At 48.7% G+C, this 25,691-nt stretch carries 19 protein-coding genes and 1 other annotated feature; of the genes, 15 read left to right on the forward strand and 4 right to left on the reverse strand.

Annotation, left to right across the window (positions count from 1 at the left end; genetic code table 11):
* Positions 1-16: 16 nt before the first annotated feature.
* From C6P39_RS22825 to C6P39_RS22840, 4 genes are all read right to left on the reverse strand, one after another.
* Positions 17-1,786 carry an oleate hydratase gene (locus tag C6P39_RS22825; protein WP_104805308.1) on the reverse strand — a complete coding sequence of 590 codons (1,770 nt, stop codon included), beginning with the start codon at positions 1,784-1,786 and terminating at the stop codon, positions 17-19.
* 137 nt (positions 1,787-1,923) lie between these two features.
* Positions 1,924-2,490, reverse strand: a complete 567-nt coding sequence (locus C6P39_RS22830; RefSeq protein ID WP_095173211.1) for a TetR/AcrR family transcriptional regulator — start codon at positions 2,488-2,490, stop codon at positions 1,924-1,926.
* Positions 2,491-2,514: 24 nt separating this feature from the next.
* Positions 2,515-3,786 (reverse strand): 3-phosphoshikimate 1-carboxyvinyltransferase, encoded by a 1,272-nt coding sequence (gene aroA, locus C6P39_RS22835; RefSeq protein ID WP_104805309.1) that lies wholly within the window; start codon positions 3,784-3,786, stop codon positions 2,515-2,517.
* 9 nt (positions 3,787-3,795) lie between these two features.
* Positions 3,796-4,893 (reverse strand): prephenate dehydrogenase, encoded by a 1,098-nt coding sequence (locus C6P39_RS22840; protein WP_095173209.1) that lies wholly within the window; start codon positions 4,891-4,893, stop codon positions 3,796-3,798.
* 336 nt (positions 4,894-5,229) lie between these two features.
* Here C6P39_RS22840 and C6P39_RS22845 point away from each other — a divergent pair, with 336 nt between their 5' ends.
* From C6P39_RS22845 to C6P39_RS22915, 15 genes are all read left to right on the forward strand, one after another.
* Positions 5,230-7,320, forward strand: a complete 2,091-nt coding sequence (locus C6P39_RS22845) for an elongation factor G (RefSeq protein ID WP_095173208.1) — start codon at positions 5,230-5,232, stop codon at positions 7,318-7,320.
* 140 nt (positions 7,321-7,460) lie between these two features.
* Positions 7,461-9,053, forward strand: a complete 1,593-nt coding sequence (locus C6P39_RS22850) for a hypothetical protein (protein WP_095173207.1) — start codon at positions 7,461-7,463, stop codon at positions 9,051-9,053.
* Positions 9,054-9,306: 253 nt separating this feature from the next.
* Positions 9,307-9,537 (forward strand) — a binding site (T-box leader).
* 91 nt (positions 9,538-9,628) lie between these two features.
* Positions 9,629-12,043: a leucine--tRNA ligase gene (leuS, locus tag C6P39_RS22855; protein WP_104805310.1), complete on the forward strand. Its 2,415-nt coding sequence runs from the start codon at positions 9,629-9,631 to the stop codon at positions 12,041-12,043.
* A 132-nt stretch (positions 12,044-12,175) separates the two neighbouring features.
* On the forward strand, positions 12,176-12,571 hold the full coding sequence (locus tag C6P39_RS22860; RefSeq protein WP_095173205.1) for a hypothetical protein: 396 nt from the start codon (positions 12,176-12,178) through the stop codon (positions 12,569-12,571).
* The gene (locus tag C6P39_RS22865; protein WP_104805311.1) at positions 12,559-12,885 is read left to right on the forward strand and encodes a hypothetical protein; all 327 of its coding nucleotides are present in this window, start codon (positions 12,559-12,561) and stop codon (positions 12,883-12,885) included. The genes C6P39_RS22860 and C6P39_RS22865 overlap by 13 nt, the downstream gene beginning before the upstream one ends.
* Positions 12,872-13,696, forward strand: a complete 825-nt coding sequence (locus tag C6P39_RS22870) for a CheR family methyltransferase (RefSeq protein WP_104805312.1) — start codon at positions 12,872-12,874, stop codon at positions 13,694-13,696. Before C6P39_RS22865 ends, C6P39_RS22870 begins: the two co-directional genes overlap by 14 nt.
* Before the next feature lie 4 nt (positions 13,697-13,700).
* Positions 13,701-14,072: a response regulator gene (locus C6P39_RS22875; RefSeq protein ID WP_095173202.1), complete on the forward strand. Its 372-nt coding sequence runs from the start codon at positions 13,701-13,703 to the stop codon at positions 14,070-14,072.
* 14 nt (positions 14,073-14,086) lie between these two features.
* Positions 14,087-15,763: a methyl-accepting chemotaxis protein gene (locus C6P39_RS22880; RefSeq protein ID WP_104805313.1), complete on the forward strand. Its 1,677-nt coding sequence runs from the start codon at positions 14,087-14,089 to the stop codon at positions 15,761-15,763.
* An 18-nt stretch (positions 15,764-15,781) separates the two neighbouring features.
* Positions 15,782-16,405 carry a chemotaxis protein CheC gene (locus C6P39_RS22885; protein ID WP_095173200.1) on the forward strand — a complete coding sequence of 208 codons (624 nt, stop codon included), beginning with the start codon at positions 15,782-15,784 and terminating at the stop codon, positions 16,403-16,405.
* Positions 16,398-16,874, forward strand: coding sequence for a chemotaxis protein CheD (locus tag C6P39_RS22890; protein ID WP_095173199.1), 477 nt, complete (start codon positions 16,398-16,400; stop codon positions 16,872-16,874). The genes C6P39_RS22885 and C6P39_RS22890 overlap by 8 nt, the downstream gene beginning before the upstream one ends.
* Before the next feature lie 19 nt (positions 16,875-16,893).
* On the forward strand, positions 16,894-17,835 hold the full coding sequence (locus C6P39_RS22895) for a GGDEF domain-containing response regulator (RefSeq protein WP_095173198.1): 942 nt from the start codon (positions 16,894-16,896) through the stop codon (positions 17,833-17,835).
* A 13-nt stretch (positions 17,836-17,848) separates the two neighbouring features.
* Positions 17,849-19,915 carry a chemotaxis protein CheA gene (locus C6P39_RS22900; RefSeq protein ID WP_095173197.1) on the forward strand — a complete coding sequence of 689 codons (2,067 nt, stop codon included), beginning with the start codon at positions 17,849-17,851 and terminating at the stop codon, positions 19,913-19,915.
* A complete protein-coding gene (locus C6P39_RS22905) occupies positions 19,902-20,345 on the forward strand; it encodes a chemotaxis protein CheW (protein WP_104805314.1) in 444 nt (147 codons plus the stop codon). The genes C6P39_RS22900 and C6P39_RS22905 overlap by 14 nt, the downstream gene beginning before the upstream one ends.
* A gap of 308 nt (positions 20,346-20,653) precedes the next feature.
* Positions 20,654-22,396 carry a GGDEF domain-containing protein gene (locus C6P39_RS22910; RefSeq protein ID WP_104805315.1) on the forward strand — a complete coding sequence of 581 codons (1,743 nt, stop codon included), beginning with the start codon at positions 20,654-20,656 and terminating at the stop codon, positions 22,394-22,396.
* Positions 22,386-25,682 (forward strand): J domain-containing protein, encoded by a 3,297-nt coding sequence (locus C6P39_RS22915; protein WP_104805316.1) that lies wholly within the window; start codon positions 22,386-22,388, stop codon positions 25,680-25,682. The genes C6P39_RS22910 and C6P39_RS22915 overlap by 11 nt, the downstream gene beginning before the upstream one ends.
* Positions 25,683-25,691 lie beyond the last annotated feature (9 nt).

A 25,691-nucleotide genomic window follows, 5' to 3' on the forward strand; every position in this document is an offset into this window, starting at 1 on the left:
CTGCCTCCCCCTTATCTTATATCACATTGTATTCTTTCAGCAGTTCTTCGATCACCGTGCCGGAAATCTTTCGCAGCGCTTTCTTCTCCACGAGCTTCATGATCCACGGCACCTTCATCTCGATGGCTTTCTTGCCGTCCAGCATTTTGGATGTGGCATCCAGAAGGGCGCGGATATCATAACAGGAACCATAGACTTCGGGTACGCCCCGGTCCACATCCAGGAGCGTGTAGACTGCCTCCATGGCTGTCCGCACGGAATACTCCGTGGTGAATACCGTGTCGCGGACGGTATCTGAAAATTGTCCGATAAATGCAAAATTCACACACCCGTCCGGCACGACCTTAGGTCTGTCGCCTGCTGTCCGCGGCATAAAGAACGCTGTGATATACGGCATCATGCAGGGGATGCAGCGGGCTGAATTGGCTGCCATATCCGGGATTTCTTCTACAGGGACGCCCAGATGGTACAGCCATTCCTCCGTGATCTCTCTTCCGGTACATTCACGCATAGGCTTTTTTACATAGTCCCCGGGAACATCTGTGAACAGACCGTAGACCCAGACCACGAGCTGATCTTTGGGTTGTTCCTTAAAGTGGGGCTGCCGGTTTAGGGTATAGCTCATAAGCCAGGAGGAATCCTTGCAGGTCACAATGCCTCCGGTTACCACTTTGCCGCTGAAGGGATCCCTTTTGCAGACTTTCTGGATATAGGGGGGGATCCTGTCATCCAGGGTGGTGACGGTTGCGGACTCCCAAGTGGTCTTATCTGTTTCACTGCAGAACTTGTCAGGATTTCCGAAGGAGAGGTCCTGAGCTGCAATGTTTTTCCACAGCTCCCAGCATCCGCCGGGGGTGTCATTGAATACCGGGGCGTGGTTATCATCCCCAAGGCTGGAATTCTCCGTACAGCTTCCGTTGGTGACAAAAACCAGGTCGTCATCCAGCAGATCAATGCACTCTTCCCGGCCGTTGTGGATCATCATGATCTTTCTGGCAGCCTTCTTTTCCGGTGTGATGTCGAAGACCACGTTGGTCACTCTGGTGTCATACTGGAACTGCACCCCGTGAGCCTCCAGGTATTTCACCATGGGCAGGATCAGGGATTCATACTGGTTATATTTTGTGAACTTCAGGGCAGACAAGTCCGGAAGTCCGCCGATATGGTGGATGAAACGCTGGATATACAGCTTCATCTCCAAAGCGCTGTGCCAGTCTTCAAATGCAAACATGGTCCTCCAGTAGAGCCAGAAATTGGATTTGAAGAATTCCTCCGTAAAAACATCATTTATTTTTTTGTCGTACAAATCCTCATCTTTTGTGAAGAAGAGCTGCATGATCTCCATGGCTGCCTTGTCGCTCAATGCGAATTTATTGTCTGTGTGGGCATCCTGCCCCCTGTTCTCGGTCACACGCATGAGAGAGTAGTTGGGGTCTTTTTTGTTCAGCCAGTAAAATTCATCCAGCACAGAGGCGTCCTCCACCTCAAGTGATGGAATGGAGCGGAAAAGATCCCAGAGACATTCAAAATGATCTTCCATCTCACGGCCGCCCCGGATGATAAAACCCTTCTGTGCGTCTTTGATGCCGTCACAGGCGCCTCCGGGCAGGGATAATTCCTCCAGAATATGGATATGCTCCCCTTTCATCTGTCCGTCTCTCACCAAAAAGCAGGCGGCTGCCAGGGAGGCCAGTCCGGAACCTACCAGATATGCGGATTTTTTGTCAACGCCTTGGGGCTTTACCGGGCGCGCGAATGCTTCGTAATTGCCATTGCTGTAATACATAGGAATACCTCCTTGTTCTTGGGGACTATGTTTTTTGTTTATCTGTCTTTACTATAAACGCTGAGAGAGAAGACTGCCATACACAGAAAATGCGCAGTGTCAAAAGTTTTGACACTGCGCATAAAGTGTATAAAAAATCAATGCCTCTTATCTGTCCGAAACCGTTCCAGTGCTCCGGTGATGGTACCGTGGACCAGAAGACTCAGGCGGTCGGTCATAGCCTGGGGATTTTCTTTCATGCCATCTTCGATCCACTCACAGATCAAACCCACAAAGGCATATTTATAAAAGTTGGCGATAAACTGTTTATCCGTGTCGCGGACAGCCATGCCTTCCGCTTTTTCTTCTATGACTCCCAGCAGGAGCCGGTACATCTGCCGGAAGAGGAAATGCTCCAGATATTCCCTGCTGACAGAGTGGTAGGTGTTTTTTACAAAAGTCCGGTTGCTCAAAATGTAGGAGAGGATTTGGAGAAAGCCCTCCTGCCAGGTATCGTATGTGGTCTTTTCCCCCAACCGCTTTTCTGCCTCATTGATATAGATCCATTCGATCAGATCATAGATATCCTGGAAATGGTAGTAAAAGGTCTGACGGTTCACGCCGCAGTCTTCTGAAATGTCCACCACAGTTATCTTCTCCAGGGGTTTTTGTTCCATGAGATGTTTCAGGGACTGGGCAAGGGCCCGCTTTGTAGTCTGCGACATATTGGCTCCTTTCAGCAGCAGGGTTTATTGGTTTAATAGATCCCTGTAGAATCCGGGGTAGGAAATATCTACACAGTCAGCCTGCAGGATCTCTGTCTCCCCCTCTGCGGCAATCCCCGCCACGGCAAAGGACATGGCGATCCGGTGGTCTAAATGGCTTTCCAGTACAGCACCGTGGAGAGGTCTGCCGCCTTGGATCATCATACCATCCTCTGTTCCCGTGATATCAGCACCCATTGCGCTTAAATGGTGCACCAGAATATCCAGTCTATTGGATTCCTTGACTTTAAGCTCCTGCGCGTCACGGATCATGGTACAGCCTTCCGCGAAGGCAGCCATCACTGCAAGTATGGGAAGTTCATCAATGAGTGTGGGGATCACCGCCCCTTCAATGACTGTTCCTTTGAGTGCACTGTGCTTTACCAGCAGATCCGCCACCGGCTCTTGGCCATGTTCCCTTTGGTTCAGGATCGTGATGTCAGCGCCCATCTGACGGCATACGCGCAGGATACCATCCCTGGTGGGATTGATGCCCACATTTTTGATCAGCAGTTCAGAGCCCGGCACTAAAAGGGCAGCAGCGATAAAATAAGCAGCGGAAGAGATATCTCCCGGCACGGCTACCTCCTGTCCGACCAGTTCCGGTTCCGGTTGAATGCTTACGGTGCAGCCCTCTGTCTGAAGGCAGGCTCCAAAGCCTGACAGCATACGCTCCGAATGGTCTCTGGAGACATAAGGTTCTGTGACGCTTGTTACGCTGTCCCCATACAGCCCGGCCAGAAGGATACAGGATTTTACCTGGGCTGAGGCCACGGGGGAATCGTAATGGATCCCTTTTATATGACTGCCCCGGATGCGCAGAGGAGCACAATCATTTCCTTGGAGGCTCTCAATATCTGCCCCCATCATAGACAGGGGGGTGATGATCCGTTTCATGGGGCGCTTCCGGATGGATGCGTCTCCTGTCAGTGTACTTTCAAAGGACTGACCGGCCAGAATGCCGGATATGAGCCTTGCGGTGGTTCCGCTGTTGCCCACGTCCAGGGTATCCGCCGGGGCTTTCAGTCCATGGAGGCCTTTTCCGTGCACCAGGATCTGATCCGGGGACTCCTTAATGTCAATCCCCATTTTTCGGAAACAGGCTATGGTGGAGAGGCAGTCCGCGCCCCTTAAAAAATTGGTGATACGGGTGGTGCCCTGTGAGATGGCTCCCAGCATGACCGCCCGGTGAGAGATGGATTTGTCTCCGGGTATGGTAACTTCGCCCTTCAGGGCATTTATTTTTGTGAATTTCATGTGCTGCTCCTAACGCTCATATATGATATAGTTCCGTTTTCCAAGCTGTTCTGCTGCCTCTTTCTGGGCGGCCTGGTCATAGAAGTCGATTTTCAGCACGCCCTCGTCAAATTCCCGGTTATGGATGATGCCGATATTTTTAATGCTGATATGGTTCATGGACAATATGGTGGCAATGGTGGCAATGGCACCCGTCTCGTCAATAATATCACAGTAGAGGGCATATTCCTTCTTGATAGGTCCGCTGGAGGTGTCACTGATGGAATCCCTGTACTCCCTGGAGTTCGAGAACATCTGAAAAAGTCCATCCCCGTCATGCTGGTCCACCAGATATTTTGCCTGTACGATCAGGCGGATAAACTCATCCAGGACCTGGGAGATGTTCTCCGGGTTTTCCATGCAGATCTGCTGCCACATATAAGGGGAAGAGGAGGCAATCCTGGTAATATCCTTAAAACCTCCGGCCGCAATGGCTTTCATATGTTCCGAGGGAGAATCCAGCTTTTGGACCAGATTCACAAGGGCGGCTGCCACCACATGGGGGAGATGGCTGACCGCTGCGGTAATATAGTCGTGTTCCTCAAAGGTCAATATCATGGGCAGGGCACCGATGGAGGTCACAAGCTCTGTGTAGACCCCTATCTTATCAAGGCCTACCTCCTCGGAAGGGGTCAGGATATAGTACGCATTTTCAATCAGATGGTCAGTGGAATGTTCATATCCGGTCTTTTCGCTTCCCGCCATGGGATGCCCGCCAATGAAATTCGGGGCCATGGAGAGGGCTGTGATCTCTTTATGTATCTCGCCCTTTACACTTCCCACATCTGTCAGAATGCAGCCGGGCCGTATGATCTGCTTCAGCCAGGGGAGACATTCTATATTATAGTCCACGGTGGCGCACAGGAAAATAATGTCACAGAGGGCAAACTTGGAATCCTGTTCATCACAGGCAATATCCACAATACCGTCGAAGACGGCGTCCTCTAAAGTGTCCCTGGTCCGGTTGTATGCAAGAATCTGGTATTCCGGATGAAATTTCCGGATGGCTTTGGCTATAGAGCCGCCGATCAAGCCGAGACCGATAAAGCCAATCGTAGTTGTTTCCATAAGATATATGCTCCTTTTTCGTAACTGTTCCATCAAATCTGCGCGTTGCCTGCGCTGACCGTGTATAAGCGTAGTTACCCTTCTTCTTTTTGTGACAGCAGAAAGCCTGTAACAGATGCATTTCTGCCGTAATAAACAGCGGATCTTATGTCCGCCAAACATTATTATTTTATGACAAGGAGCGTCAATTGTCAACGATTTTGCGCTTTAAAGTGATACACTGCAATTTTGACCAAACAGAAAGAAAAATTTCTTGTCTAATTTGAATAAAATACTTGAATTGTTGCTATCTTTTTAGTAAAATATATACATATCAAAAATTGGGAGGTATTACATATGGACGTTTTCAGAAGCGACAGAATTAGAAATGTGGTCCTGCTCGGTCATGGCGGTGCCGGAAAGACAAGTCTGGTGGAGGCAATGGCTTACTTGTCAGGTATTACGAACCGCTTGGGAAAGGTAACAGATGGTAACACGGTAAGTGATTATGATAAAGAGGAGATCAAAAGAAAATTCTCAATTTCGACATCTGTGGTTCCGATTCAATGGGGAAAAGTAAAGATCAATGTACTGGACACCCCGGGCTATTTCGACTTTGTAGGGGAAGTGGAGGAAGCAGTTGCGGCAGCCGATGCAGCGATCATTGTGGTTTCAGGAAAAGCAGGCGTACAGGTGGGAACCCAGAAAGCCTGGGAGATGTGTGAGAAATACAATCTGCCCCGCATGTTCTTTGTCACAGAAATGGATGTGGACAATGTAAGCTACAGAAAAGTAGTGGAAAGCCTGACTGAACTGTACGGAAAGAAAATTGCACCCATCCATATGCCGATCCGTGAAAATGAAGAATTCGTGGGCTATGTAAATATTGTAAAACAGGCCGGAAGAAGATACATTGACAGAGGCCAGAAAAAAGAATGCCCGGTTCCTGACTATCTGCAGGAATATCTGGAGCAGTATCATGACATCCTGATGGAATCCGTTGCTGAGATCAGTGAAGAGTTCATGGACCGTTATTTTGCAGGGGAAGAGTTCTCCGTGGCAGAGGTTTCCGCAGCTCTGAAGATGAATATCTCAGACGGCAGCATTATCCCCGTATGTATGGGCTCCACCGTGAACGTACAGGGCGTTGCCAACCTGCTGGATGATATATGCGGCTATTTCCCAAGCCCGGACCAGAAGACATGCGCAGGCATGAATGCAAAGACAAATGAAATTTACCAGGCGAACTATGATTTCGCCAAAGCAAAATCCGCATACGTGTTCAAGACCATCGTGGACCCGTTCCTGGGCAAATACTCACTGGTTAAGGTTTGCTCCGGTGTTATCAAAGGTGACGACACCTTATACAATGCGACCAAGGATTCGGAAGAAAAATTAAATAAACTGTATGTGCTGGAAGGTTCCAAACCCATCGAGGTACCGGAGCTCCATGCAGGCGATATCGGTGCCATTGCCAAATTAAACACCGTGGCTACCGGAGATACCCTTTCAACAAAGAGCACTCCTCTTGTGTTCGGCAAGACGGAGATTTCCGTTCCGTATACATACAAGAGATACAAAACTGTGAACAAGGGCGATGACGACAAAGTTTCCCAGGCGCTGTCCAAAATGATGCAGGAAGATTTGACGCTGCGTGTGGAGAATGATTCCGCCAACCGCCAGACCTTGATCTATGGTATCGGTGAACAGCATCTTGACATTGTGATGAGTAAAATGAAAGAACGCTATAAAGTGGATATTGAACTTTCCAAACCTAAAGTTCCGTTCCGCGAGACGATCCGTAAGAAAGCTGACGTGGAGGCGAAATATAAGAAACAGTCCGGCGGCCACGGCCAGTATGGCCACGTAAAGATGACCTTTGAGCCTTCCGGTGATCTGGAGAAGCCTTACGTGTTTGAACAGATCGTAGTCGGCGGCGCAGTTCCTAAGAACTACTTCCCGGCAGTGGAAAAGGGTGTTCAGGATTCCGTGGTGAAAGGACCGCTGGCATCTTATCCGGTAGTTGGTGTGAAGGCAGTGCTCTACGATGGTTCTTACCACCCGGTAGACTCCTCTGAGATGGCGTTCAAGACAGCTGCTGTCCAGGCATTTAAGAAGGGCTTTATGGAAGCGTCTCCGGTACTATTGGAGCCGATCGTATCCATGAAAGTTATGGTTCCGGACAGATACACCGGTGATGTTATGGGCGATTTGAATAAACGCCGCGGCCGTGTGCTGGGCATGAATCCGGATCCTGACCATAAGGGATGCACCGTGGTGGAAGCGGATGTACCGATGTTATCCATCTACGGATACTCCACAGACCTGCGTTCCATGACAGGCGGAAGCGGAAACTTCTCCTTTGAATTCTCACGTTATGAGCAGGCACCTTCTGATATCCAGGAGAAAGAAATTGCAGCCCGCGCAAGTGCAGAAGAGAACGAATAATCAGATTTTTTTACCCCGGAAACCGAAAGATTCGGTTTTCCGGGGTCTTTATATGAAAAAAACTTGTATCCGGCGTTCTCTCATGGTAAACTGTATGCTAAACAAATCGGGTAAGCACCCGGAAAGGATTTGGTAAAAGTATGAAGAAAAAAATTGCGGCGGGTCTTGCTGTGGTAATCCTGGCATTCCTCTATTACTATTTTACGCTGCCTGCCATCAACATTCATGAAAGCGGCTTCTGGTTCTTCCTGGCAGCCATCGTAGTGGTGATCCTGGTAGTGTACGGAATCAGGAAGCGCTTCCACAGTGTGGGGGACATAAAAAAGAATAAGGTGATGAAGGGCGGACTGCTGGTGATCGCAGCGATCATTGTAGTATATGCCATTGGAACCCTGTTGTCCTCCCCGATCATAAACGCCAACAAGTATCAGCAGCTTGCAACACCGGAAGAGAGGGATTTTACAGAAGATATTGAGGAGATCAGTTATAATCAGATCCCACTCCTTGACAAAGATTCCGCAGAACTTCTGGGCAACAGAAAAATGGGAAGTATGGTGGATATGGTCTCCCAGTTTGAGGTGAGCAATATTTATTCACAGATCAACTACCAGGGACAGCCATACAGAGTGACTCCTCTTGTGTACGCCAGCCCCATCAAATGGCTGACAAACCAGAAAGAGGGAATTCCTGCCTATATCCGCATCGATATGGCCACACAGAACACAGAGCTTGTGAAGCTGGAGGATGGGATCAAATATTCCGAATCCGAGTATTTCAACAGGAACATTTACAGGCATCTGCGGTTCAGCTATCCGACTTACATGTTTGACCAGTTGAGCTTTGAGATCAACGATGACGGAGTTCCTTACTGGATTTGTCCTGTTAAGAAATTCAACATAGGCCTTTTCGGCGGACAGACCATCGGCAAGGTGGTCCTCTGCAACGCCATCACAGGAGAGACCACAGAATATAAGATAGAGGACTGTCCCCAGTGGGTAGACCGTGCCTATCCGGCAGACCTTTTGATCCAGCTCTACAATTATCACGGAATGCTGAAAAACGGATTTTTCAACAGCATTCTTGGACAGAAGGGATGTCTCAAGACAACAGACGGGTATAATTACCTGGCGCTGGAGGATGATGTGTGGGTATACACCGGCATTACTTCAGTCAGCGGCGACCGTTCCAATGTGGGATTTGTGCTGATGAACCAGCGTACCATGGAGACCCGGTATTATTCCTGTGCCGGTGCGGAGGAGTATTCCGCCATGGAATCCGCGGAAGGGCAGGTACAGAACTTAAAATACACGGCAGCATTCCCCCTGCTTCTGAATATCTCCGGAGAGCCAACCTATTTTATGGCCTTAAAAGACGGCGCGGGCCTGGTAAAAAAATATGCTATGGTCAATATCCAGAAGTACCAGAATGTGGCCATCGGGGATACAGTGGCTGAATGTGAGAAGGCTTATGTGAAGCTATTGTCAGCCAACGGCCTCGCCTCCGACGGCGGAGAGCTTACGGCACAGAAAGTATCCGGCAAGATCAAGCGTGTGGCCCAGGCAGTCATTGACGGAAACTCCCATTTCTATGTGGTGCTGGAGAGCAAAGATCTGGTATTTGATCTGCCGGTGACCGAGTACCCGGAGATTGTGAAGTATGATGTGGGAGATTCCCTTACCATTGAGTATACGGAAGGGGAGCCTGTGTGTACGGTGCTTTCTTTGGAAGAATAAAAGTAACTGTTCCGCACCCTCACAGTTACAGGCAAAAATCCATGCAGAATCGCCTTTGGCGATGGGATTTTTGCTTGGCCATGGTACACGTTCTTACGGTCAGCGCAGTGAATGCGCAGACCTGCTATAGTTACGAATAAAAACTGTATTTCACAGTCATAAACAGGATTTTTTGGAAAGATACGCCATAGAGTCTTGACAAAATCTGACGATATCGGTAGAATAACAGATAGTTTATTGAATAGCCAATATGGAAGAGACTGTGATGAGGAGTAGTAGAGAGTATTCTTTATTCCAGAGAGCTGCCGGACGGTGCAAGGCAGTATAGAGAAGCTTTTGAACTGGCCTCGGAGTTCCCGTACTGATAGCCGACGAGCAGGTAAGTGCGGGCGGGAGTTCCCGTTACAGAACCGGAATGAGTGCATCCGGCATTACGGATGAATTAGAGTGGTACCACGGAAAAATAAGCCCTTTCGTCTCTAAGTATAGTGACTAAAGGGCTTTTTCTATGCTTCGGCATAAATGATAGCTGCCCGAACAGGCATGAAAAATGAAAATCAGGAGGAATAAAAATTATGGCAGTACCTTATAATCATAAGGCGATTGAACAGAAATGGAAAAAAAACTGGGAAGAGAAGCCGGTGAACACAGATGACGGCCAGAAGCCAAAATACTACTGTCTGGATATGTTCCCGTATCCGTCAGGAAACGGACTTCACGTAGGACACTGGAGAGGTTATGTTATCTCTGATGTGTGGAGCCGTTATAAAATGATGCAGGGTTATTATCTGATCCACCCAATGGGATGGGATGCGTTCGGCCTTCCGGCTGAGAATTACGCCATCAAGATGGGCGTTCATCCTGCAAAATCCACAGCGCAGAATGTGGCAAACATTAAAAAGCAGATCAATGATATTGCTGCTATTTATGACTGGGACAGGGAAGTCAACACCACAGACCCGGGCTTCTATAAATGGACCCAGTGGATTTTTGTAAAAATGTTCAAAGAAGGCCTTGCGTATGAGAAGGAATTCCCCATCAACTGGTGCCCTTCCTGTAAGACAGGCCTTGCCAATGAGGAGGTCGTTAACGGATGCTGTGAGCGCTGCGGTTCCACGGTGACGAAAAAGAACCTTCGCCAGTGGATGCTGCGTATCACAAAATACGCAGACCGTCTTTTAAGCGACCTGGACAAACTGGACTGGCCGGAAAAGGTGAAAAAGATGCAGTCCGACTGGATCGGAAAATCCTACGGTGCAGAGGTGGACTTCCCTGTAGAAGGAAGCGATGAGAAGATCACAGTATATACCACAAGACCGGATACGCTCCACGGCGCTACATTCATGGTATTAGCACCGGAGCACAAACTGGCTGCCTCTCTTGCAACACCGGAAACCAAGGAGGCTGTGGAAAAATACATCTATGATGCTTCTATGAAGTCCAATGTGGACCGTCTCCAGGATAAGGAGAAAACAGGTGTGTTCACAGGAACCTATGCAATCAATCCGTTAAACGGAGCAAAAGTTCCCATCTGGCTGTCAGATTATGTACTGGCGGACTATGGCACAGGCGCTATCATGTGTGTACCTGCCCATGATGACCGTGACTTTGAGTTTGCTACTAAATTTAATATTCCGATCATCCAGGTGATCGCCAAGGATGGCAAAGAGATTGAAAACATGACGGAAGCCTATACAGAGGCCAGCGGTACTATGATCAATTCCGGTGAGTGGAATGGCATGGAATCCTCAGTGCTGAAAAAAGAGGCGCCTGTCATGATAGAAAAAATGGGAATCGGCAAGAAGACCGTAAATTACAAACTGCGTGACTGGGTATTCTCCCGCCAGCGTTACTGGGGCGAGCCTATTCCCATTATCCACTGCCCGCACTGCGGAAATGTTCCGGTTCCGGAAGACCAGCTTCCGCTGACACTGCCGGAGGTGGAATCCTACGAGCCTACAGGCACTGGCGAGTCACCGCTGGCCGCTATTGATGAGTGGGTCAACACCACCTGTCCGGTCTGCGGTGCTGCTGCGAAACGTGAGACCAACACCATGCCTCAGTGGGCAGGGTCCTCCTGGTACTTCCTGCGTTATGTGGACAATAAAAATGATGAAGAACTGGTTTCCAAAGAAAAAGCAGATAAATATCTGCCGGTTGATATGTATATCGGCGGTGTGGAACATGCGGTCCTCCACCTTCTGTACTCCCGTTTTTATACCAAGTTCCTTTATGATATCGGAGCGATTGATTTTGATGAGCCTTTCCAGAAGCTGTTCAACCAGGGTATGATCACCGGCAAGAACGGCATTAAGATGAGCAAGTCAAAAGGAAATGTGGTTTCCCCGGACGACCTGGTAAGGGACTACGGATGCGATTCCCTGCGTCTCTATGAACTGTTTGTAGGACCGCCGGAACTGGACGCAGAGTGGGATGACAGAGGGATTGACGGTGTATACCGTTTCCTGAACCGTTTCTGGAAGCTGTCCATGGACAGTTTGGAAGCAGGCATTGCTGAGACAAAAGAGATGGTGAAGTTGCGCCATAAACTTGTCTTTGAGATCACACAGCGTTTGGAGAGCTTCAGCCTGAATACCGTTATCTCCGGATTTATGGAATACAACAACAAGCTGATCGAGCTTGCCAAGAAGACAGGCGGTATTGATAAGGAGACCATTGAGACCTTTATCAAGCTTCTGGCTCCTTTTGCACCACACCTGACAGAGGAGCTCTGGGAGGCATACGGACATGAAGATTCCGTATTCCACACAGAGTGGCCAAAGGCTGATGAGGAGGCTATGAAGGACGACGAGATCGAAGTGCCGGTACAGATCAACGGCAAGACAAGGGCTGTCATCAGTATAAGCGCAGAGGCATCCAAAGAGGAGGCCATTGCCGCAGGAAAAGAAGCCATTGCAGATAAGCTTACCGGGACCATAGTAAAAGAGATTTATGTTCCGAAAAAGATAATCAACATTGTGCAGAAATAATCTATGACCTTATTTGGCGCAGGCAATGAAAGCAAACCATTGCCTGCGCTGTTTTTATATTTATATTGTCTTTTCCGCGGCAATCAAGTATTATAGAAGTAGTAGAAATTCATTAGGAAAGGCGGCGTTGTAATGGGAGACCAGCAGCTGGAATATCTGGAATTTCTGGCAGATGAAGTGCATTATCTTCTTCCCCTGTCCTGGGTGGACAGGATCAGCGAGAGGACGAAGAAAAAAGGGAAAACTAACCTGATAGATCTTGCCGGACTTACCAGCCCCGGATATAAAGGAAAACCACAGGAATACCTGATCCTGGCGGATGAGGAGAATGCAGGGTTTCTGGCGGAAAAGGTATTGGGGATCCGGGTCCTTGACAAAAGAGCTTTCCTCTCTCTGACAGAACCGGCATGGAATGAGACGAACCGGTATCTGGAGGCAGCTGTACTGCTTCAGACAGGGCAGGAGGATGAAGTGCTGGCCTATGTGCTGAAGCCGGAGATATTGAAGGAGAGACAATGGAAGTTATAAAGGTGAGGACCGGGGAAAGGATTTTGTATATAGAGAAAGAGAAAACGGAAACCCTTTACCTGAATCCTAAAATATGGAAAGTTCCGGGAGCCGGGGACGAGATACTGGGAATCTCTGTCTATAAAGGCCGCCTTGCCGTATATTACTGCCTGGGCAGCGGAAGAGATGCAAAATGCGGTATCCTTATGAAGCCGCAAGGTGATCTGATCGTGGGGGTTGCTGCAGAGGAACTGACCGGGGAAGAGGAGATTGACCGGGAAGAATTGACAGAAGTGAAACCGGGAATATGGGAGAGAAAAAGTGATCAGGCTTAAAGAAGAAGAATTTGCTGAGATAGTGGAATATATGCGTCAGAATTACGGCATTAATCTGGAGAAAAAAAAGACGTTGATCGAATGCCGCATGTCCAAAGAACTGGAATCCCAGGGCATGACAACCTTTGGCAGATATATGGAGCTTTTAAAGAAAGATAAATCAGGATTGACGGCTTCCAATATGGTTAGCCGTCTGACTACCAATTATACATATTTTATGAGGGAACCGGCTCATTTTACAATCCTGCGTGACCATATCCTTCCGGAATTTTCCAAAAGCAGCAGCAGAGGGTTTCTGAATGTTTGGTGCGCAGGATGTTCCACCGGAGAAGAGTGCTATACCATTGCCATGATCCTGCAGGATTACAGGGACCGGACAGGAAACCTGTTAAATTACAGGATCCTGGCAACAGATATTTCCGGCCAGGTGCTGGAAAAGGCCGGGAAGGGGATCTACACGGCAAAAGAAATGGAAGGGCTTCAGGCGGAGTGGAAGAATAAATACTTCCGGTCAGCGGATGCAAAAACATTCTGTGTGGAAGAGCGGCTGAAGCAGAATATCCGGTTTCAGAATCAGAATCTGCTGTCACCTTATATGGGGACGGAGCAGTTTGATCTGATCTTCTGCAGAAATGTTATGATATATTTTGATAAAAAAGCCAAGGAGACCCTGGTGAGGAAACTGGAGGCCAGCCTGAAGCCGGGGGGCTATCTGGTGATCGGGCACGCTGAACTTTTAAACCGCGGTGAGATCAAACTGGAACCGGTATTTCCTGCTGTGTATAAAAAAAATAGAGAGAAGCAAAGGTGAGTATATGGAAAAGAAAATCTTGATTGTGGATGACGCCATGTTTATGAGAAAATCCATCCGGAAAATTTTGTCCGAAGGAGGATATGCCAATGTGGAGGAGGCCAGGGACGGCGATGAGGCAATTGCCATGTTCGGGGAATACAGCCCGGATCTGGTCCTTCTGGATATCACCATGCCGGGCAGATCCGGACTGGAAGTGCTGGAAGAGATTTTAAGGCAGGATGAGGACGCCGCAGTCGTAATGTGTTCAGCTATGGGTCAGGAAACTGTAATTCAGAAAGCCATTGTTATGGGGGCCAGAGATTTTATTGTAAAGCCGTTTAAGAAGGATGAGTTTTTAAGGATCGTGGACAGTTGTTTCCCCATAGATGAGTGAAAGGACAAAGTGTGATGAAAAACTACTTTTTGAATCTGAAAATAGGAACAAAACTGATCGCAGCTTTTGCGTCAATTATTGTTTTATACATATTTACTGTTTTCATCTCTCTGCATACCATCCAGAATATGTCCGGGAAAATGAATGATTTTTATAACCAGCCTTTCGCCAATGTGGAAGCGTCCATGAGTATGTTGTCCAACCTTCATCTGGTTGGAAAGAATCTGACCATTATGGCGGCAACGGATAATGTCATGGATGAAGATGAACTGATGATGGAGACCAAGTCAGCCAGCCAGGAAGTGGAAAAAAAGCTGGAGATCCTGCAGACCGGATACGGAAGTGATACAGAACTGGTGAAGAGTCTGGGCGAAGAATTCGCAGCTATGAAAATACCCAGGGACAGGATCATATCCCTGCTGGAGAGCGGTGATGCAGAACAGGCACTGGATATCTATGTAAATGAATACGCATCGAAAATGAAACGTGTAAGCGATACCCTCTCCCAGGTGACCGATGAATGTGTCATGGATGCGGAGAATACGCTGAATACTTCCCTGGCATCCAACGCGGAGGCCAGGCTCATGATCCTTATCCTGGCTTTTGTCAGTATCCTGATCACCTGCATCCTGTGGCTGACCATTACCAGAAGTATCCTAAGACCTGTAAATGAGATAAAAAAAGCAGCGCAGTCCGTGGCGGAGGGGAAATTACAGGCCAATCTGTCTTTTACCTCCCGAAATGAGCTGGGACAGCTTGCGGAAAGCATCCGTCAGACCACAATGGCCCTGAATGCCTATGTGTCGGAAATTAAGACAGGGATGACAGCCCTTGGCAAAGGAAAGCTGAACTACCGTACCAAAGTAAAATTCAAAGGAGACTTTGTAGCCCTGGGAGATGCCCTGGATGAAATCGGGGAGCTGCTGCGCAATGCGATCCAGCAGATCAACGGCAGTGCGGAGCAGGTGGCAGGCGGCGCGGAACAGGTATCTAACGCGGCACAGGCCCTGGCACAGGGAACATCCCAGCAGGCCAGCTCCATTGAGGAACTGGCTGTCAGCATCAGCGAGATCACAGAGAGCATCAACGGCAATGCGGAGAAAGCCGTAAGATCCAGCAAATTGGCAGATAACGTAGGACGCAGCCTGGAAAGCAATGACCAGCAGATGCACAGACTGCTGACGGCCATAAAAGAGATCAAGAACAATTCTCAGGAGATCACCGGGATCGTAAAAGAAATAGAGGATATTGCCTTCCAGACCAATATACTGGCACTGAACGCATCTGTGGAGGCAGCAAGGGCCGGGGAGGCCGGAAGAGGCTTCTCTGTGGTGGCCGGAGAGGTCCGCCGCCTGGCATCAAAGACAGCGGAAGCATCCAAACTGACGGCAGGACTGGTAGATAAGAATTCAGAGGCAGTCAATGCGGGGATGGATACTGTCCACACCACGGCTGATTCTTTAAAGGCCTCTGTGGAGAGAGCACAGGAAGTGAATCAGATGATGGATGAAATCTCAGAAGTATCGGTCCAGCAGGCGGAAGCGATCATGCAGGTGCGCAAAAGCATGGATTTGATCTCTGATATTGTACAGGGCAATTCGGCATCCTCGGAGGAGAGCGCGGCTGCCAGTGAGGAGCTGTCCGCACAGGCACAGATGTTAAAGGAACTGGTGGAACAATTTGAGATTTGACGGATAAAGGGGAAGAGAATGAATTGTGAAGTGGAATTGGAGGAACTTTCTAAGGATTTTATAAAGGAGCTGGGCAACATCGGGACCGGAAATGCGGTCAATGCCCTGTCTCAGCTTCTGAACTGTCCGCTGGAGATTGATACGCCCAATCTGAGAGTATTGCCTTTTCAGCGGATAACAGAGATCATTGCCGAAGCGGAAACACCGCTCACGGGAATTATGGTGGAAGTTTTCGGGGAGATAAACGGTATGTTTCTCTTCCTTCTGGATGAGACGTTTACCGGCCAGGTGGTGCACCTGGTACTGGGTGAGGAGATAACAGATTTCACCAGCCTGACAGAGATGGAGGAATCCCTGCTGCTGGAACTGGGGAACATTATGTGCGGCTCTTATATCCGGGCCTTGTCCCAGCTTCTGGATATGGAGATGGATGTTTCGGTTCCCCAGATCAGCGTTGATATGGGCGGCGCCATACTCACTGCCGCCATGTCACGTTTTCTAAGAACAAGTGAGGAACTTTTGATGATAGACAATGTGTTCTGTATGGATACAGGAACCTTTTCAGGCCGTATCCTGTTCCTTCCGGAAATGGAGACACTGCATGATCTGCTCCGGAAACTTGAGGAGTTGCAAAATGGATAAAATTACAGTAGGTATTGCGGAAGGGCGGATTGCCTTTGGGGGACAGATGCTGGTCACTTACGCACTGGGGTCCTGTGTGGGCATCTGCCTGTACGACAGCAAAATAAAAATAGCCGGACTGGCTCATATCGTGCTGCCGGATGAGAACAGCGCTACCGTAAAAAGTAATCCCTATAAGTTTGCAAAAAGCGGGATTCCCGCACTGGTCACGGAAATGCAGAAACACGGGGCTGACAAAAAAAGGATGACGGCTAAGATTGCCGGGGGAGCCAAAATGTTCCGTACAGGCAGCGCGGCATGGGATATCGGTGAAAAGAACACGGCGGCTGTCAGGCAGACATTGCGTATGGCAGGTATCCGCATCATTGCCGAGGATACAGGGGCCGATTATGGCAGGACCCTGGAATTTTGTGCAGATGACGGCACAGTCCAGGTAAAAACAGTAAGAAGAAAAACAGTAAATTTATAATAGAGTATGGGAGGCAGATATGGATTTTAATGGTAAGAATATCGTTTTGGCTGTTGATGACAGCCTGATGGTATGTAAACAGATTCAGACAGCACTGAAAGAAGAGCCTGTTTTTCTCTGTGAGGCACATAATGGGCAGGAGGCTGTGGATATGGCTATGCAGTATCAGCCGGATCTGATCCTTCTGGATGTGGTGCTGCCGGATATTGAGGGATATGAGCTGATCGGAAAACTGAAGGAAGTAGGCCAGAACGAAGCAGCAGTTCTGTTCCTCACCTCTAAAGACAGGGACGAGGATGTGGTAAAAGGATTTTCCATGGGGGCGTGTGATTACATTAAGAAGCCCTTCGCCACCGCGGAACTGCGGTCCAGGGTCCATGCGCATCTGGAAATGAAAAAGCAGAAGGATATCCTGAACCGGCAGAATAAAGAACTGCTCACCAATATGGAAAAGCTGAATTTTATGGCTTTCAGGGACGGCCTTACCGGCCTGTACAACAGGAGATATGTGGTTGGAAATCTGATGGAGGATATGAGAGACCACAATGCGGAGAAAGCCACGGAAGTTCTGATCATGGCAGATATTGATGACTTTAAGAAGATCAATGATACATACGGTCACGACGCCGGGGATGCAGCCCTTGTGTGCATTGCCAATATACTGGAAGAACAGTGCAGGGACCACAGGGTCATCCGCTGGGGCGGGGAAGAGTTCCTGATCGTCCTCTTCGCCGTGACGGAGGAGGAGGCTTTTGAGATCAGTGAGCGCATCCGCAGGGAAGTGGAGGCATTTCGGATCTATCATCCGGACGGAGAATTCTCCTGCACACTGACTATGGGACTACATACTTATAAGGAACCGGACAGGATAGAGGACAGCGTCAACTGTGCGGATAAGGCACTTTACTACGGGAAACGAAACGGAAAGAACTGCAGTGTCTGGTACAAGGACATACGGTGAGCGGTGAGCAGATATGGGATATTTCGATGCAGATGCAGAAGAAATGCTGGAGGTCTACCTTCTGGAGACACGACAGCTTATGGAACAGCTAAACGGAGTTTTGCTGGAAGCGGATAAAAATAAGACGTTTTCGGAGGATGATATCAATACGGTTTTCAGGATCATGCACACCATCAAAAGCTCTTCTGCCATGATGGGGCTTCACGCCCTGTCCGGCATGGCGCATAAACTGGAAGACCTTTTTTCCTATTACAGGGAGCAGAAGGGGGAGATCAGCCGGATAAAGCCGGAACTGTTTGACCTGCTGTTTAAAGTGTCTGATTTTGTGGAGAATGAACTGAAACAGATGCCGGAGGATCATTATTCTCCAAGGGATACAAACGAGATAGAGAAGAAAATAGAAGACTATCTGAAAAGTCTGGAGGAACCAAATGGCGTAAAAGATGGTCAGGATATGCAGAAGCCATCCGAAGTAGATCCGGTTACCGCCCAGACAGAAAATACAGAGAAAAAAGCGGGATTCATACCCGTGGGAATCCCGGAAATCTTTCAGAAAAAGCCAGGTGTTGTCATACGGATCCGGTTTGAAGAAGGCTGCCGTATGGAGAACATCCGTGCCTATATGATCATCAGAAAGATCGGAAGTCTCTGCAGCAGTGTGGAGAGCTATCCCCAGGATTTGGAAAAATCTCAGCAGGGAGCAGAGTATATCAACAAAAACGGGGTTTTCATCCGCTTTGAAAGTGATAAAAAGGAAGAAGTCCTGGATGCAGTCAGACGCGGACTTTTTGTAAAGGATCATGAAGTCCTAAGAGATGAAGAGAAGAAACCGGAAGCGCCGCCGGAAAAGAAAGCACAGAAAGCGGACAGTCCTTTGGAGACAAAAGAGGTGGAGTTTCTCAATGTACGGACAGACCGTTTGGACAGACTTCAAAACCTGTCGGGAGAACTGCTGATACTGATGCTGACCCTGGATGAGGAGCTGAAAAGCCGTGGTATGGATGATATAAGAGAAGGGACGGCCTATCAGGTCAACCGTCTGATCGAGGAGATGGAGCGCACCGTCATGGAGATCCGTATGGTCCCCGTGTCAAAGGTCATACCAAAGCTGAAGCGGATTCTGCGGGATATCTGCAGGGACCAGGGAAAAGAAGCGGAACTGATCGTAAACTGCGGCGATATTGAAGCGGATAAAAGTGTGGTGGACTATGTCTCAGAATCGCTGCTCCATATTATCAGAAACGCGGTGGACCATGGACTGGAGCTTCCGAAAGAGCGTGAGGCAGCAGGTAAGAATCCTAAAGGCAGCATTACTTTCAGTGCGGAAAATACCATAGGTGAGCTGATGATCTCCGTTACCGATGACGGAAGAGGCATAAACTTAGCAAAGATCCTGGAAAAAGCCAAGGAAAAACATCTCCTTACAAAACCGGAAGAAGAGTACGATGCCCAGGAGACGCTGGAACTGATCCTCTCCCCCGGGTTTACCACCAATCAGGAGGTGACAGAGTATTCGGGCCGGGGCGTTGGTCTGGATGTGGTGAAGAGTATTCTGGAGGAGGCAGGAGGCCATCTGTATATTCAGAGTGAGGAGGGGAAGGGAAGCACCTTCACGATCACGCTCCCCCTGTCCCTGGCCACGATTGAGTGTACCAGGTTCCGGGTGGGAGAATACCGTTTTTCTGTTCCATCCAGATATGTACAGCGCTTCTTCAGCTATGAGGAGAACAGGGATTTTATACACTGGAGAAATGACAAAAAGTATATCCTGTATGACAGCCGGATGCTTCCCCTGCTGGATTTGAGGGAAGCTTACCGGATAGAGGGGGCATATCCCGACACCTCCCTTTTGGTATATGTAAAAAGCGCCAAACGGGAGGGGGTTCTTATCATTGACTCTATGTATGAGCAGAAGAGGATCGTGGTAAAGCAGCTTCCGGCTCTGTTTGGCCCTGGCTTTAGGCGGCATACGGGCATCAGCGGATGCAGTATTATGGGGAACGGCAAAATATGTGCGGCCCTTGATATTGAAACCCTGATCGAAAAGTTTACGAAGGAGGCAGTCCATGAGCGAGAGTGAGATAACGGAAATCCTGTGTTTTCCCGGCAGCAGAAAAAATTATGCAGTGGACTTTTCCTGCGTGGTGGAGATCAGCTATGACTTTAAGATTTCAAAGATCCCGTGTATGCCACCGGATTTTGAGGGGGTGTGCAGCTACAAGGGAGCTATGATTCCTGTCATAAGGATAGAGGAGGCACAGGAAGCGGATGAGGGGAATCAGAGCCGGGTGATCGTGGTGATCGTAAAGCACCGGAAGTATTTTCTGGGAATCCGGCTTTCCAGAGAGCCGTACATCATCTCCTATACCGATGCGGAAAAGATAACAAATCCACTGGGTGTCGCTGCTTCAGAGAGATGGAAAGAGAAGGGCCTTTACCGGTTCAGGGACAAATTGTTTTCCGTCATTGATGTGGAAAAGACACTGGAAGGCATGGTCTTTTATCCCTGACCGTATCCCCCAGTTTAGGAAGTGTTGATGGTTACTGTTCACTCCGTGTCCAGTAACACGCTTCGCGATGCACAGATATGGAGCATTCTGCCCCATATCGCGCTGGCTGCCTCGGGATTTTCATGCTTCCGGCATGAAAACGCCTCCCGGTACAGTGGCTTGTGAACAGTAACCGTTGATGCACCAACAGAGAAAAAACAGGCTCTGTTGGTGTTTTTTTATGCTTTTTCTTATGCTATAATTAATAAAACAAAGCCGGGAAGGCATGAAGAGATAAACGGTTAGGACGGCAGCGGAGGGAGCAGCCTATGAGGAATCGGCAGAACGGAAAAATACCGGCAGCAGAGTTGAAGGAGAAGAGCAAAGAGAGATTGAGGGTGTTTGCGCTTTATCTCATACTGGCAATGGTCATAGTGCTCCTTATCTGGATGAATGGAGAGACTGCTGCAATTAATATTGGGTTTGACAATGAAAATGTATATACGCTCCGTGACGGATGGACAATGGAACGCAGTCAGGAGAAGTCATTGGTAACACTTCCGATGGACAGCACTGCGTCAAAAAAAGAGACGGTTTCCTACACAAAAACTTTGGAAGCACAGGATTCCTACTGCAATATGATCATGTTTCATTCCTCCCATCAGAGGATTAAAATTTATCTGGACGGAGAACTGCTCTATACCTTTGGGTATGGGCAGAGTATGCCTGTGCATTTTTCTGTGGGCAGCGCATGGCAGTTTACCAGGCTTCCTGCGGATTGGGAAGGAAAGGAACTGCGCATTGAGACAAAAGGGGTGTATGATTCCTATTCCGGCAAGCAGGAGCTTGTGTATATGGGCACGAAAACGTCGCTTGTATTTATGGTGGCAAAGCAGAAGATGGTCTCTCTTCTGGTGGATTTATTTTTGTTTATTATGGGAGTGCTTCTGATCATGAGTAGCTTCTTCTTCAGAGAAGCCCGGACCGTGAGCCGAATCCGGTATCTTGGCATCTTTGCTATTGTTACCTGTACCTGGATCCTGCTTAAATCAGGGGTGGGACAGATATTCAGCGGAAATATCTTGATGAGTATGAACGTACTTTATCTGCTGTTCGGCCTGATGCCTGTTCTTACCATCAGTTTTCTGCTGACTTTTGACAGCTTTTCAAAGAGCACTTATATAAAAGGGCTTTACTGGTTTTCCATTGTCTGCTATTTTGTCATGCAGTTTCTGCAGCTTGCAAACGTGATGGATTATACACAGACAGTATCCATGAACCACATAAACTTCCTGCTGATCGTGATAGGAATGGCAGGTATCTGTATCCGGAAAAAAATAAGGGGGGAAAAGATTGAGGACATTTCTGTCTTTGTGGCCTGCTTTGCTTTCGCGGGATTGGGAGCTGTGGACATTTACCGGTTTTATTTTGAGAAGACCATGCAGAGTCATGTGGGATTTACACAGGCGGGACTTATATGCTTTATCTGTTCCCTGGGCTATTCCGTGGTGAAACAGTCTTCAGAGGAACAGACCCGTATGATCGAAAATGAGGCGTTGAAAAAGATAGCCTATCTTGACATCCTTACCAATCTGCCAAACAGAACGGCATTTGAAAAGCAGATGGAGCAGTACAGGACAGAACATTCGGAGAAGAGGCCTGTGGTTATGATCGTGGATCTGAACGGCCTGAAAGAAATTAATGATACATACGGGCACAAAGCGGGGGATGCGGCGATCATCCGCATTGCGCAGCTTTTAGACAGGCATTTCGGACAGCCGCTGCATACATACCGGATCGGAGGAGATGAGTTCTGCGTTTTAGGGGAAGGGGAGACAGATGAGATATTTGATCAGCGGATCCGGGGATTCCTGGATGAGGTGGAGAAAGCGGACAGAGAATATGCGTTTTCTTTCTCCGCTGCCTACGGTTATGTGAAAAGCGGTGAGGAAGGCATAGATAAGGCATTTATTCACGCAGACAGAAAAATGTACAACTGTAAGATGCAGATGAAGCAGTTACAGGCGGCTGAGAAAAGACGGGAGACACCGGGAGGGACATATGGAGGTTAAACAGGCTTTTCAAATATTAGGAACAGAGCCTGTCAAGGATGAGTCATGCATCCGGCAGGCTTACAGAGCGCTTCTTTCGGATAATAACCCGGAGGATAACCCGGAGGGATTTAAGCGGCTGCGCCAGGCTTATGAGACTGCGCTGCAGTATGCCCGCACAGCGGAGGATGGACAGCGGCAGGAAGAGAAGACAGAGACCGATATTTGGATGGAGCAGGTGGAGGCGGTTTACCGCTCATTTTCCAGACGGATGAACCCTGTGTGCTGGCAGGACCTTCTCAGGGCAGATGTATGCCAAAGTCTGGCAGACGAGGAGGAGGTAAGGGCAAAGCTTTTTGGGTTCCTGGCTGGGCATTTCCGGCTTTTGCCGGATATCTGGAGGATACTGGATGAGCATTTTCTGATAGAGGAGGAAAAGGAAACGTTTGAGGAACATCTTCCGGCGGAATTTGTGCGGTATATGCTGAGCCAGATACATGGGGAGGTACATTTTCCTTATGAATATTTTGAAGGTCGGGATGACGCGGACTATGATGCCTGGACTGCCTCTTATTTTCAACTCTATGAGGCTGTGGAGGAAAAGAACATAGCCCGGGCGGAAGAATTGATCAAAAATATGGAGGGGATGGAAATCCGCCATCCTCTTGCTGAGATGGAAAGAGCCAGGATCATGATGCTGAAGGGGGAGAAGGAGGATGCATTTCAGACCGCATCCCTTCTCCTGGAAAAATATCCGGACGAGATAAGGATCCTGATCCTTGGCAGCGGTATCCTGTGGGAATGCGGGGAGACGGACCGCGCTGCGGCTAACTATGAAAAGATACACAGCCGTTATCCGGACCATTATGTGACGAACCTGCGGCTGGGGAACTATTACGCGGGGAGAGAAGAGTACAAAAAGGCAAAAGAGTTTATCAGCAGTGCCAGCCGCGTCAACTCCCGGGACCCGGATATGCTTCACTGTCTGAAAGAAATTAACAGACACCTGATAGAAGCATATCAGGAGAAGTTCAGACGTCAGACTGCAGATATGGAGGATTATATTGAATTCGGCTGGTGCTGCCTTCAGAATGAGGAAAATCAGGCAGGAATAGACTGCCTTTCCGGTGTGACGCCGGATGAGGCCAATGAGACCGGATATCACAGCGTGCTGGAGCGGCTTTATTTTGCTGCCGGGATACCTGAAAAAGCTGAGGAGGAAGGAAATGCCTGGATTCAAAGTATCCGCAGAGAGGAACCTTCTCTTCCGGAGGAGGAAAAACTGCGTGTGCCGGAGCGGATCGCGGCGGCTTACTATATTATGGGCAGGGCTTGGATGCAGGTGATGCAGCAGGAGGAACATGCGTTAAAGCTGCTGGAAACATCCATTGCCTTTTATGATAAGAATGCGGATGCCTATCTGCAGAAGGCGCTTCTGTTAAACAGGATGAAGCGGTTCCGGGAAGCAGGTGATGCCTGTGACCGGCTTCTGGAATTGGAGCCGGAGAACTTTTGGGGATATGTGAACCGGATGGAGGCATTTTTAGCTTTAAAAGAAGGGCAGGGCGTCATTGATGATTTTTACCGGGCAAAGAAAATCTTCGCGGCTTATCCGCCTCTGTATGAGATGACAGCAGAAGTCTTTGACGGCAGCGGGCAGTTTGAGGATGTACTGGATATTATAAAACAGGCGGAGCATGAAAATATCTCCACACCAAAGCTTTCCCTGTTCCGTCTGCGCGCACGCAGCAGGCAGGCAAAGACCAGAGGCGAAGCAGAAAAAATCCTGGATGACGCGGCTGCCCTCCTTGCCGGTATGGAGGAGTCCCGGGAAAATGCCAAGATCCGCGGAGAAATCTACGCTGAGGCTGCCAGAGTGCAGAACAATCTGGGGGACGGCAAAGCAGCCCTGGCCTATATCAACAGAGCCTTGGCACAGGATGACCGCCCTTTCTTCAAATGGATGAAAGGCAGCTTCTTGTTTGATCTGGAAAAATACCAGGAGGCACTTAAGATCCTGCAATCCTGTGAAAAGGATTTTCCGGAGGGGGATATGGTCATGTTCCGTATCGGAGAATGTTTCCACAGACTGGGCAAAATGGAACAGGCTGCCGCCTATTTGAATAAAACCCTGGAGATCGATCCGGAAAATGGGCGGGCCAACAGTAAATTGGCAGAAATCTACCGGGATCTGCTGGAGGAGAAAGAGGATTTGGCTTATTATGAAAAAGCCCTTGTCTTTGCGGACAGACAGTTAGAACTTCGGCCTGAGGCCTATTACTATGTGGAGCGGGGGCTGCTCCATATGGCCGCTGCACATTACTGTAGGGCAGTTAAGGATTTTGAGGAAGCACTGCGTCTGGAACCTGAAAATGTGTATGCACACAACAATATCTGCGTCTGCTGCAGAATGCTGGAAGAGTATGAGAAGGCCATTGAGGCAGGAAAAAAAGCGGAGCATGTGCTTGGAGAACAGGACAAAGTCCGTGTGTACGGCAATCTGGGGGATTGCTATATGGAGACTGGCTGCTTTCATCAGGCCGAGGAATACTACCTGAAGCATCAGAAGCAGTTTCCGGGCGGGCGTTCTCCAAAAGAATCCCTTATTGAAGTTTATATAAGGCTTGGGAATCTGAACGCAGCATTTTACTGGATCGGAAAGGCTTATGAAGAGGAACAGGAAGTTCTCTACAGGAAAGCCCAGGTATATTACAGGCTGGGGGAGGGAGAGAAAGCCGGTCTCTGTCTCCATGATATCCTGAAAAGCAGGGAAAATCCCGGCAGAACAAAGCTTTTGGCCTCCTATAATGCCTACTATCTGCTCCGTAAAGAGAGGGAAGCCCTGAAAATGGCTAAAAGTGTTCAGAAAGAGACGAAAGCAGGTACCGAAGCGTATTTCCACGCCGGTTTTCTAATGGCGGAAATTTATATGAGAAACGGGAAACAGGCAAAAGCCCAAAAGACAGCGCAGCGTCTCATGTCTGTGTGGCAGGCACAGTATGGGGAAGCGGAGCTGAAAAAATGGAAGTATCGCAGAAGACGCTTGTATGAGCTGGGAATCCTGTATCTTTTTACCGGACAAAGAGAGAAAGCATTAGAACAGGTACATCTTATATCGGACGCTGTGAAATGTGAAGATGTCTGCTGCGGCACGCATGGGGAAACCTGTGCAGAAGCCCTTCATCTCATGGCGCTTATCTGCGAATTTACAGGAAAGAGACAGGAGGCCCTTACATATTACACAAGACTGGAGCAGAGCGGTTTTTTGAATATCCAGGCAAATTACGGGCGCAGAAGAATGCAGTGACGGAAAGGA

Source organism: Blautia marasmi, from assembly GCF_900258535.1.
GTDB lineage: Bacteria > Bacillota > Clostridia > Lachnospirales > Lachnospiraceae > Blautia > Blautia hominis.

Excerpts from the sequence above, each read along its gene's own strand:
- C6P39_RS22875 (WP_095173202.1), top strand. The coding sequence starts at position 13,701 with ATGGAAAAGAAAATCTTGATTGTGGATGACGCCATGTTTATGAGAAAA.
- C6P39_RS22915 (WP_104805316.1), top strand. The coding sequence starts at position 22,386 with ATGGAGGTTAAACAGGCTTTTCAAATATTAGGAACAGAGCCTGTCAAG.
- C6P39_RS22860 (WP_095173205.1), top strand. The coding sequence starts at position 12,176 with ATGGGAGACCAGCAGCTGGAATATCTGGAATTTCTGGCAGATGAAGTG.
- C6P39_RS22845 (WP_095173208.1), top strand. The coding sequence starts at position 5,230 with ATGGACGTTTTCAGAAGCGACAGAATTAGAAATGTGGTCCTGCTCGGT.
- C6P39_RS22825 (WP_104805308.1), bottom strand. The coding sequence starts at position 1,786 with ATGTATTACAGCAATGGCAATTACGAAGCATTCGCGCGCCCGGTAAAG.
- C6P39_RS22880 (WP_104805313.1), top strand. The coding sequence starts at position 14,087 with ATGAAAAACTACTTTTTGAATCTGAAAATAGGAACAAAACTGATCGCA.
- leuS (WP_104805310.1), top strand. The coding sequence starts at position 9,629 with ATGGCAGTACCTTATAATCATAAGGCGATTGAACAGAAATGGAAAAAA.
- C6P39_RS22850 (WP_095173207.1), top strand. The coding sequence starts at position 7,461 with ATGAAGAAAAAAATTGCGGCGGGTCTTGCTGTGGTAATCCTGGCATTC.
- C6P39_RS22905 (WP_104805314.1), top strand. The coding sequence starts at position 19,902 with ATGAGCGAGAGTGAGATAACGGAAATCCTGTGTTTTCCCGGCAGCAGA.
- C6P39_RS22900 (WP_095173197.1), top strand. The coding sequence starts at position 17,849 with ATGGGATATTTCGATGCAGATGCAGAAGAAATGCTGGAGGTCTACCTT.
- C6P39_RS22840 (WP_095173209.1), bottom strand. The coding sequence starts at position 4,893 with ATGGAAACAACTACGATTGGCTTTATCGGTCTCGGCTTGATCGGCGGC.
- C6P39_RS22895 (WP_095173198.1), top strand. The coding sequence starts at position 16,894 with ATGGATTTTAATGGTAAGAATATCGTTTTGGCTGTTGATGACAGCCTG.
- C6P39_RS22910 (WP_104805315.1), top strand. The coding sequence starts at position 20,654 with ATGAGGAATCGGCAGAACGGAAAAATACCGGCAGCAGAGTTGAAGGAG.
- C6P39_RS22865 (WP_104805311.1), top strand. The coding sequence starts at position 12,559 with ATGGAAGTTATAAAGGTGAGGACCGGGGAAAGGATTTTGTATATAGAG.
- C6P39_RS22830 (WP_095173211.1), bottom strand. The coding sequence starts at position 2,490 with ATGTCGCAGACTACAAAGCGGGCCCTTGCCCAGTCCCTGAAACATCTC.
- C6P39_RS22890 (WP_095173199.1), top strand. The coding sequence starts at position 16,398 with ATGGATAAAATTACAGTAGGTATTGCGGAAGGGCGGATTGCCTTTGGG.
- C6P39_RS22885 (WP_095173200.1), top strand. The coding sequence starts at position 15,782 with ATGAATTGTGAAGTGGAATTGGAGGAACTTTCTAAGGATTTTATAAAG.
- aroA (WP_104805309.1), bottom strand. The coding sequence starts at position 3,786 with ATGAAATTCACAAAAATAAATGCCCTGAAGGGCGAAGTTACCATACCC.